Origin of the sequence: Streptomyces sp. NPDC058646 (assembly GCF_042716875.1) — a bacterium.
In the GTDB taxonomy this organism is placed as follows: Bacteria; Actinomycetota; Actinomycetes; order Streptomycetales; family Streptomycetaceae; genus Streptomyces.
Genome location: NZ_JBHXRK010000014.1, coordinates 194,216 through 204,404, shown reverse-complemented (window position 1 = coordinate 204,404; position 10,189 = coordinate 194,216). Strand labels below are relative to the sequence as shown.

Sequence of the window (10,189 nt, the reverse complement as noted above, 5' to 3'; positions counted from 1 at the left end):
ACGCCCGGTTACATTCCGAACCCGGAAGCTAAGCCTTTCAGCGCCGATGGTACTGCAGGGGGGACCCTGTGGGAGAGTAGGACGCCGCCGAACAACCCGCCCTTTTAGCTCAGTCGGTAGAGCGTCTCCATGGTAAGGAGAAGGTCAACGGTTCGATTCCGTTAAAGGGCTCCAAACGAAAAGGCCCCCGCCTCATGGCGGGGGCCTTTTCGCGTTGAGCATCTTTTTGGAAGTACGCCCGTGACGTGCTCGGGGCGGGGCGGCGCGCCAGTGCCGCCCCGCCCCGAGCACGTGCGTCAGTAGTAGCTGGTCTCGCCGTCGAGCAGCTCACGGATCGCGTCCAGGTGGCCGGCGTGGCGGGCCGTCTCCTCGATCATGTGGTGCAGCATCCAGCGCAACGAGGCGGCACCCGCCTTGAACTCGGTGTTGCGGCCGGTGTCGTCCAGTGTGTGCGCCGCGATGATCTCGTTCGACAGGGTGCACTGGCGGTCGTACTCCTCCAGGAGCTGCGCCAGCGGGCGGCCGTCGACCATGAAGTCCTCGTCGTCCAGGCCCACGAACTGGGGGCCGGTGGCCGGACGGTCCAGGAAGACGACTTCGAACCAGCACTGTTCGGTCCACCGGAGGTGGGATATCAGACCGGCCGCGGTCATCAGGGGTGACGAGGGCAGTACGGGGCGGTGCGCGTCCTCCTCGGAGAGGCCCTCGCACTTCCACTGGACGATGGAGCGCTGCATGTCGAGCCAGCCGAGGAGTTGGGTGCGTTCGTCCGCCGTGTAATCGGGGCGGGTGCGCGAGAAGGGCATGGCGGCAGACTCTAGGTGCGGGCCCGCCCGGTCCGCACCTGGTTTTCAGTCGCCTTCGCGCTGATGCGGCACGCGGAAGGCGAGGATCGCCATGTCGTCCGAGGCGGGTTCCGCCGCGAACCGTTCCACCGCGCGCAGGACGCGGGAAGCGACCGCGCCCGCGGTGAGACCCGTACAGGTGGTGAGGACCTCGGCGAGGCCGTCGTCGCCGAGCATGCGGGTGCCCTCACGGCGCTCGGTCACGCCGTCGGTGACGCAGAGCAGGACGTCGCCCTCGTCGAGCGTGAGGGTCTGCTCGTAGAGCTCGAGGTCCTCCATCACGCCCAGCAGGGGCTGCGGGTCCGCGGCCGGGACGACCTCGCCGCTCGGGCGCAGGCGCAGCGGGAGCGGATGGCCGGCGCAGACGACCTTCATCAGGGCGCTGCCGTCCGGCTGCGGGTGGAGTTCGCCGTAGAGGAGGGTGAGGAAGCGGCTGCGGGCACCCTCGTCGAGGATGGCGGCGTTGAGCCGCTCCAGGACGGCCGGGCCGCCCAGGCCCTCGCGGGCCAGCAGGCGCAGGGCGTGCCGGGCGAGGCCGGTGACCGCGGCCGCCTCGGGGCCCGTGCCGCAGACGTCGCCGATGGCGAAGCCGTACACGCCGTCGCGGATGGGGAAGACGTCGTAGAAGTCGCCGCCGACCTCGTTGCCCTCGCCGGCGGCGCGGTAGATGACCTCGACCTCCATGCCGGGGATGGCGGGCGAGCCGGGCGGCAGCAGGCTGCGCTGCAGGGAGCGGCTGATGGCGGTGCGCTCGGAGTACAGCCGGGCGTTGTCCAGGGCGAGGGCGGCCCGCCGGGAGAGGTCCTCGGCGAGTTCGAGGATCTCCTGGCGGAAGTGCTCCTCGCTGGGCCTGCCCAAGGTGAGCAGGCCGATCACCCGGTTGCGGGCGAGGAGGGGCAGCACGACGGTCTCGCCTCCGACCGCGAGGGCGGCCTCGGACCAGGGGCGGGCGCCGGCCTCGCGGACCGGGTCGGGCGGACTGACCCGGGACAGGAGCGCCTTGAGACCGTCGATGCGCTCCTCGTCCTCGTGGAGGACGTAGGAGAGGTACGGGTCCGAGGTCGGGTCGGCGATCGTGTAGACGGCGCACCAGGTGGCGAGGGTCGGGACCGTCATCTGGGCCATCAGGGCCAGGGTCTGGTCCCGGTCGAGGGTGCCGGCCAGCAGATCGGAGGCCTCGACGAGGAAGGAGAGCGAGCCGCGGCGCAGGCGTTCCAGCTCGCCGAGCCGGGCGGACTCCACGGCCAGGGCGATGCGGTCCGCGGCGAACTGGAGGCGCAGGGCCTCCTCGTTCGAGTAGCGGCCGGGGACCTCGGCGGCGACGCCGAGGGAGCCCGTGAGCCGGCCTTCGACCTTGAGCGGGACGGTGACCGCCGAGCGCATGCCGGTCGCCTCCAGCAGCGGGACGGCTCCGGGGACGGCGGCGAGGTCGTCGTGGACGGCGGGCATCCGGGCGGACCCGTACCGGTTGGTGCCCGCTTCCACGGGGACGCGCGCGAAGCGCTGGCGGGTGGAGGGCAGGCCGGTCGTGGCGCGGACCTCCAGCTCCGTCTCGTCGTCGGTGGCCAGGAGCAGGAAGGCCGAGTCGGCGTCGAGGAGGTCGCGGGCACGTTCGACGGTGCGCTGGAGGAGGCCGTCGAGGTCATCGGGGGCGGGGGAGCCGATGAAGACCTCGAAGGGGTCCGGGCGGGACTCGGGGTGGTGGGTGCTGTCTGCGGGGACCCGTGCGGGGGTCTGCAGCAGGGCGCGCTCGTCGTCGTGGACGAGGAGGCAGACGATGGACGGTTCGCCGTGCGCGTCGCGGACCCGCAGGTGGGAGGCGTAGACGGGGATGACGCGGCCGTCGGCGCCGCGGATGCCGTAGCTGCCCTCCCAGCGAGACAGGCGCAGGGCCTCCGCGATGCCGGTGCCGGTGCCGGGGGTCTGCGGCCAGGCGGCCAGCTCGGCGAGCGGGCGGCCGACGGCCTTCTCGGCGGGGTGGCCGAAGATGTGCTCGGCGTCCTCGTTCCAGGCGGAGACGGCGTCGGAGGCGTCGATCTGGAGGACGGCGACGCGGACCCGGCTGTCGGCGAGGGGGAGCAGGCGGTCGGGGACGAGGGGGCCGGAGGAGCGGGTACCGACCGGCCGGTCTGGGAGGTCGAGGCGGAACCACACGTGTTTGTGGGTGGCGGTGTACTCGACGCCCCAGCGGGTGGCGAGGGCGGCGCAGAGCATCAGCCCGCGGCCGTTCTCGCGGTCGGGGTCGGCGTACGGGCGCTCGCCGGGGTGCTGGAGGGGTAGCTCGCGCTCCGGATACCGGTCCGCGACCTCGACCCGTACGCCGTCCTCGGCGCGCAGGCACAGGACCTCGGCCCGGGTGCCGGCGTGGACCACGGCATTGGTGACGAGCTCGCTGGTGAGGACCACCGCGTCGTCGACGATGTCCGCGAAGCCCCAGCCCTGCAGGGTGTCGCGGACGAATGCGCGAGCGGCGGCGACCGAGCGCCCGAGGGGATCGAACGTGGCAGCCGCCCGTGCCGTGATCACGAGTCTCCTTCGACGCGGTTGGACATCGGGTGCCAGGTTACTTACCTTCGCGGTCGGCATGGTGCCGTCGTCGGGGATTCCACCCGCAGGGTACGGCCGGTGTGCGATGGTGCCGAAGTGTTATGGCCGGGTTCGGCCAGGGTGAAACACTGGGCAAGCTTGGAGAGCCGGCTCGACAGGAGTCAGGTGTCCGGTGGAACAGCGGTCGACCCTTTCGGGAGGGACACGGTGGAGTCTGGCGCAGCGGTGCGGCGTACGGGAACGCGGCCGAAGGGCGGGCGGTCCCGGCGGAACGGGACGACGGAGGTCGACACCGCCGCTCTGAACAGGCTGCTCACGGCCCTGGTGTCGATGCGGGACGGGAACTTCCGCAAGCGGTTGACGGTGTCCGGCGAAGGCGTGATGGCGGAGATCGCCGCCGTCTACAACGAGGTCGCCGACCGTAATCTCCATCTCACGGGGGAGCTGTCCCGGGTCCGGCGGACGGTGGGCCGTGAGGGCAAGCTGAGCGAACGGCTGGAAACAGGTGCCTGTGAGGGCTCGTGGGCGGCCGCGATCGACGCCTCGAACCAGTTGGTGGACGATCTGGCCCGGCCGGTGTCGGAGGTCGGCCGGGTGCTGTCGGCGGTCGCCGAGGGCGATCTGGACCAGCGGATGGACCTGCGGACGCAGACGGCCGACGGGGCCGGGCATCCGCTGCGCGGGGAGTTCCTGAAGGTCGGGCGTACGGTCAACAACCTGGTCGACCAGCTGTCCGCGTTCACCGACGAGGTGACGCGCGTGGCGCTGGAGGTGGGTACCGAGGGCAAGCTCGGCGGCCAGGCCCAGGTGCGCGGGATGTCGGGTTCCTGGAAGGATCTGACCGACTCCGTCAACACCATGGCGTACCGGCTCACCGCTCAGGTGCGTGATATCGCTCTCGTGACGACGGCGGTGGCGAAGGGCGATCTGTCGCGCAAGGTCACGGTGCACGTGGCCGGTGAGATGCTCCAGCTGAAGAACACCGTGAACACGATGGTGGACCAGCTGTCGTCCTTCTCCTCCGAGGTGACCCGCGTCGCCCGCGAGGTGGGTACGGAGGGCGAGCTGGGCGGTCAGGCGAAGGTGCCCGGGGTCGCGGGCGTGTGGAAGGACCTGACGGACTCGGTCAACACCATGGCCGGGAACCTGACGGCCCAGGTGCGCGGGATCGCGCAGGTCACGACGGCGGTCGCGAACGGCGACCTGTCGCAGAAGGTCAGGGTGAGCGCGCGCGGCGAGGTGGCGCAGCTGGCCGAAACGATCAATCAGATGACCGAGACGCTGCGGACCTTCGCGGACGAGGTCACGCGCGTGGCCAGCGAGGTCGGCGCGAAGGGCCTGCTGGGCGGGCAGGCGCAGGTGCCGGGTGCGGCGGGGACGTGGAAGGACCTCACGGACTCGGTGAACACGGTCTTCCGCAACCTCACCACGCAGGTGCGGGACATCGCGCAGGTGACGACCGCCGTGGCCAACGGTGACCTGTCGCAGAAGGTCACGGTGGATGTGGCCGGCGAGATGCTGGAGCTGAAGAACACCGTCAACACGATGGTCGACCAGCTCCAGTCGTTCGGTGCGGAAGTGACGCGTGTGGCCCGTGAGGTCGGCGTGGAGGGTGAGCTGGGCGGTCAGGCCCAGGTGCCCGGGGCCGCCGGCACGTGGAAGGACCTCACCGACTCGGTGAACACCGCCTTCCGCAACCTCACCGGGCAGGTCCGCAACATCGCGCAGGTGACGACGGCGGTGGCCAACGGTGACCTGTCGCAGAAGGTCACCGTGGACGTCTCGGGCGAGATGCTCCAGCTGAAGAACACCGTGAACACGATGGTCGACCAGCTGTCCTCGTTCGCCGACCAGGTGACGCGGATGGCCCGGGACGTGGGTACGGAGGGCCGCCTCGGCGGCCAGGCGCGGGTGGAGGGGGTGTCGGGGACCTGGAAGGAGCTCACCGACTCCGTCAACTTCATGGCCGGGAACCTGACCTCGCAGGTCCGCCAGATCGCCCAGGTGACGACGGCGGTGGCGCGGGGCGACCTGTCGCAGAAGATCGATGTGGACGCCCGGGGCGAGATCCTGGAGCTGAAGAACACCATCAACACGATGGTCGACCAGCTCTCGGCCTTCGCGGAGCAGGTGACCCGGGTGGCCCGGGACGTGGGTACGGAGGGCCGCCTCGGCGGCCAGGCGCAGGTGCCCGGGGTGGCCGGCGTATGGCGGGACCTGACGGATTCGGTGAACGGCATGGCCGGGAACCTGACCTCGCAGGTCCGCAACATCGCGCAGGTCGCGACGGCGGTGGCGCGCGGTGACCTGTCGCAGAAGATCGACGTGGACGCCCGGGGCGAGATCCTGGAGCTGAAGAACACCCTCAACACGATGGTCGACCAGCTCTCGAACTTCGCGGAGCAGGTGACCCGGGTGGCCCGTGAGGTGGGTACCGAGGGCATCCTCGGCGGTCAGGCCGAGGTGAAGGGTGTCTCCGGCACCTGGAAGGACCTGACCCAGTCCGTCAACTTCATGGCGAACAACCTGACCTCGCAGGTGCGCAACATCGCCGAGGTGACCACGGCCGTCGCCATGGGCGACCTCTCCAAGAAGATCACGGTCGACGCCAAGGGCGAGATCCTGGAGCTGGTGACCACGGTCAACACCATGGTCGACCAGCTGTCCTCCTTCGCGGAGCAGGTGACCCGGGTGGCCCGCGAGGTGGGTACCGAGGGCATCCTGGGCGGCCAGGCCCGGGTGCGCGGGGTGACCGGCATCTGGAAGGACCTGAGCGACAACGTCAACACCATGGCCGGGAACCTGACGGCCCAGGTGCGCGGGATCGCGCAGGTCTCGGCGGCGGTCGCCAACGGCGACCTGACGAAGAAGGTCACGGTCGAGGCGCGCGGTGAGGTCGCTCAGCTCGCCGACACCGTGAACACGATGGTGAACACCCTGTCGTCCTTCGCGGACGAGGTCACGCGCGTGGCCCGCGAGGTGGGTACGGAGGGCCGCCTGGGCGGTCAGGCGCACGTTCCGGGCGTCTCCGGGACGTGGAAGGACCTCACCGACTCGGTGAACTTCATGGCCTCCAACCTCACCGGGCAGGTGCGGCAGATCGCCATGGTCACGACGGCCATCGCCAAGGGCGACATGACCAAGAAGATCGACATCGATGCGCGCGGTGAGATCCTGGAGCTCAAGACCACCATCAACACGATGGTGGACCAGCTGTCGTCCTTCGCCGACCAGGTGACGCGGGTGGCCCGCGAGGTGGGTACCGAGGGCATCCTGGGCGGTCAGGCCCGGGTGCGGGACGTCGACGGCACCTGGCGGGACCTGACGGAGTCCGTGAACGAGATGGCCGGGAACCTGACCCGGCAGGTGCGCGCGATCGCGGCCGTGGCGACCGCGGTGACCCGCGGGGACCTGAGCCTGAAGGTCGACGTGGACGCGGCGGGCGAGATCCAGGTCCTCCAGGACAACATCAACACGATGATCGTCAACCTGCGCGACACCACCCTGGCCAACAAGGAGCAGGACTGGCTCAAGGGCAACCTCGCACGGATCTCGGCCCTGATGCAGGGCCGCCGGGAGCTGGACGACGTGGCTTCGCTGATCATGAGCGAGCTCACGCCGGTGGTCTCGGCGCAGCACGGCGCGTTCTTCCTGGCGCTGCCGGCCGGGGGTACCACCGAGATCGGGACGGAGGGGGGCGCGGACGGTTCGTACGAGCTGCGGATGCGCGGGAGTTACGCGTACGCCGGCGGTCAGATGCCCATCGCCTTCCGGCCGGGGGAGGGGCTGATCGGGACGGTCGCGGAGGAGAAGCGGACCATCCTGGTCGAGAACACCCCGCCCGGCTACCTGAAGATCTCCTCGGGGCTCGGGGAGGCGCCCCCGGCCCACGTGATCGTGCTGCCGGTGCTCTTCGAGGGGAAGGTGCTCGGGGTCATCGAGCTGGCCTCCTTCACGCCCTTCACGCAGATCCAGAAGGACTTCCTCAGCCAGATCGCCGAGATGATCGGTACGAGCGTCAACACCATCAGCGTCAACTCCAAGACGGAGATGCTGCTCAAGCAGTCGCAGGAGATGACCGAGCAGCTGCGCGAGCGTTCCGACGAACTGGAGAACCGGCAGAAGGCCCTGCAGGCAGCCAATGCCGAACTGGAGGAGAAGGCCGAGCTGCTGGCCCAGCAGAACCGGGACATCGAGGTGAAGAACACCGAGATCGAGGAGGCCCGGCAGGTCCTGGAGGAGCGCGCCGAGCAGCTGGCGGTGTCGATGCGCTACAAGTCCGAGTTCCTGGCGAACATGTCGCACGAACTGCGGACCCCGCTCAACTCGCTGCTCATCCTGGCCAAGCTGCTCGCCGACAACGCGGACGGGAACCTCTCGCCGAAGCAGGTGGAGTTCGCCGAGACCATCCACGGGGCGGGCTCGGACCTGCTGCAGCTGATCAACGACATCCTGGACCTGTCCAAGGTCGAGGCAGGCAAGATGGACGTCTCGCCGACCCGGATCGCGCTGGTCCAGCTCGTCGACTACGTGGAGGCCACCTTCCGGCCGCTGACGGCGGAGAAGGGCCTGGACTTCTCGGTGCGGGTCTCGCCCGAACTGCCCGCCACCCTGCACACCGACGAGCAGCGGCTGCTCCAGGTGCTGCGCAACCTGCTGTCGAACGCGGTGAAGTTCACCGACACCGGGGCGGTGGAGCTGGTGATCCGGCCCGCCGGGTCCGATGTGCCGCAGGCGATCCGGGAGCAGCTGCTGGAGGCGGGTTCGCTGCGGGAGCCGGACGCGGACCTGATCGCCTTCTCGGTGACCGACACCGGGATCGGGATCGCGGCGAGCAAGATGCTGGTGATCTTCGAGGCGTTCAAGCAGGCGGACGGTACGACGAGCCGCAAGTACGGGGGTACGGGCCTGGGCCTGTCCATCAGCCGGGAGATCGCCCGGCTGCTGGGCGGGGAGGTGCACGCGGCCAGCGAGCCCGGCCGCGGGTCCACCTTCACGCTGTACCTGCCGCTGCACCCGAGCGAGCTGCCGCCGCAGGGGTACGCGCCGCCGACGCCCGGCGGGGCCCGCGGCGAGCTGTACCGCAACCGGTCCGCCGAGCAGCCCCGGCCCGCGCTGCCGGCGCCCCCGGCGGCGCCCGTCCCGGCGGGGCCGGCTCAGGCCCAGCCGGCGCGGGCCGCGCTGCCTGCCCCGGAGCCGGCCGGGCAGGGGCAGGGCGGCGCGGCGCTGTTCCGGCGGCGCCGCAAGCCCCTGAGCGATCTGGAGCCGCGTACGGCGGTGCCGGGGCAGCCCGGTCTGCAGGGGCCCGAGGACGACTGGAGCAACCCGGAGGGGGAGCTTCCGGTGGTGCCGCGGACGTACGACTTCCACGGCGAGAAGGTGCTCATCGTGGACGACGACGTGCGCAACGTCTTCGCGCTGACCAGCGTGCTGGAGCAGCACGGGCTGGCCGTGCTGTACGCGGAGAACGGGCGCGAGGGCATCGAGGTGCTGGAGCAGCACGACGACGTCACGGTCGTGCTGATGGACATCATGATGCCCGAGATGGACGGGTACGCGACGACCTCGGCGATCCGGCGGATGCCGCAGTTCGCGGGCCTGCCGATCATCGCGCTGACGGCGAAGGCGATGAAGGGGGACCGGGAGAAGGCCATCGATTCCGGTGCTTCCGACTACGTCACCAAGCCGGTCGACCCGGACTACCTGCTGTCGGTGATGGAGCAGTGGATGCGAGGGAAGTGACCGCCGCGGGAGCGTTCTGATACCAATTGATGACTCACTGTGGCCGCGGCGGTGTGGGAGGGCGGAGAACGGGGAACCTTCTGCTCTCCCACGACGTTTCTGCTTCGTGCACAGTGACATCCTGGTGACAGGGTGTGGCGATCTCGGGACTGGGGCTACGATGACCGGCACAAGGACGGACGGCGCAAGGATGCCGTCCTCTGGGGCGGGGCCCGGCGCACGCGCCGGAGCCAGGAGCCGGGGAGGCCCCATGCCGGGGCGAGGAGGACAGGTCATGGTGCAGAAGGCCAAGATCCTCCTGGTCGACGACCGGCCGGAGAATCTGCTGGCGCTGGAGGCCATCCTCTCCGCGCTCGATCAGACACTGGTCCGGGCGTCGTCAGGAGAGGAAGCGCTCAAGGCGCTGCTGACGGACGATTTCGCGGTCATCCTGCTGGATGTGCAGATGCCGGGAATGGACGGATTCGAGACGGCCGCGCACATCAAGCGGCGGGAACGGACCCGGGACATCCCGATCATCTTCCTCACTGCGATCAACCACGGTCCGCACCACACGTTCCGCGGTTACGCGGCGGGTGCGGTCGACTACATCTCCAAGCCCTTCGACCCGTGGGTACTGCGGGCCAAGGTCTCGGTGTTCGTGGAGCTCTACACCAAGAACTGCCAACTGCGGGAGCAGGCGGCCCTGCTGCGCCTCCAGCTGGACGGCGACAGTCCGAACGGCGCGGACGCGAGCAAGGAGACGGCCGGGCTGCTGGCCGAGCTCTCCGCGCGGCTCGCGGCGGTCGAGGAGCAGGCCGAGGCGCTGACCAAGCAGCTCGGCGAGGAGTCGGCCGACACCGGGGTGGTGGCCACCGCCGCCCATCTGGAGCGCAAGCTCACCGGACTGCGGCGGGCGCTCGACGCGCTGGAGCCGGGGACCGGCGGGGGCGCGGCCATGCTGCCCGCCCAGGGCTGAGCGGTACCGCCCGCCCCGCCCGCGAAACGGGCCGGGGCGGCCGCCGCCTGGGAGCGCGTCAGGTCTGGCGGTGCGTCACAGCACCTGTGGAGCGGAC

General features: G+C 70.3%; 4 protein-coding genes, 1 tRNA gene and 1 rRNA gene. 4 read left to right on the top strand and 2 right to left on the bottom strand.

Annotation, left to right across the window (positions count from 1 at the left end; genetic code table 11):
* Window positions 1–93, top strand: a 5S ribosomal RNA gene (gene rrf / locus ACFWUZ_RS19280); the annotation flags it as partial.
* 5 nt (window positions 94–98) lie between these two features.
* Window positions 99–174 (top strand) — tRNA-Thr (locus tag ACFWUZ_RS19275).
* A gap of 122 nt (window positions 175–296) precedes the next feature.
* Here the strand turns inward: ACFWUZ_RS19275 and ACFWUZ_RS19270 are convergent.
* Both ACFWUZ_RS19270 and ACFWUZ_RS19265 read right to left on the bottom strand, forming a co-directional pair.
* Complete coding sequence (locus ACFWUZ_RS19270) at window positions 297–806, bottom strand: DinB family protein (RefSeq protein ID WP_384373791.1); 510 nt, start codon at window positions 804–806, stop codon at window positions 297–299.
* A 45-nt stretch (window positions 807–851) separates the two neighbouring features.
* Window positions 852–3,431: a SpoIIE family protein phosphatase gene (locus ACFWUZ_RS19265; protein WP_384373788.1), complete on the bottom strand. Its 2,580-nt coding sequence runs from the start codon at window positions 3,429–3,431 to the stop codon at window positions 852–854.
* A 168-nt stretch (window positions 3,432–3,599) separates the two neighbouring features.
* Between ACFWUZ_RS19265 and ACFWUZ_RS19260 the strand changes: the two genes are divergently transcribed.
* Together ACFWUZ_RS19260 and ACFWUZ_RS19255 are read left to right on the top strand one after the other, a co-directional pair.
* Window positions 3,600–9,134 carry a HAMP domain-containing protein gene (locus tag ACFWUZ_RS19260; RefSeq protein ID WP_384373785.1) on the top strand — a complete coding sequence of 1,845 codons (5,535 nt, stop codon included), beginning with the start codon at window positions 3,600–3,602 and terminating at the stop codon, window positions 9,132–9,134.
* 274 nt (window positions 9,135–9,408) lie between these two features.
* Window positions 9,409–10,092, top strand: coding sequence for a two-component system response regulator (locus ACFWUZ_RS19255; RefSeq protein WP_384373782.1), 684 nt, complete (start codon window positions 9,409–9,411; stop codon window positions 10,090–10,092).
* Window positions 10,093–10,189: the final 97 nt, after the last annotated feature.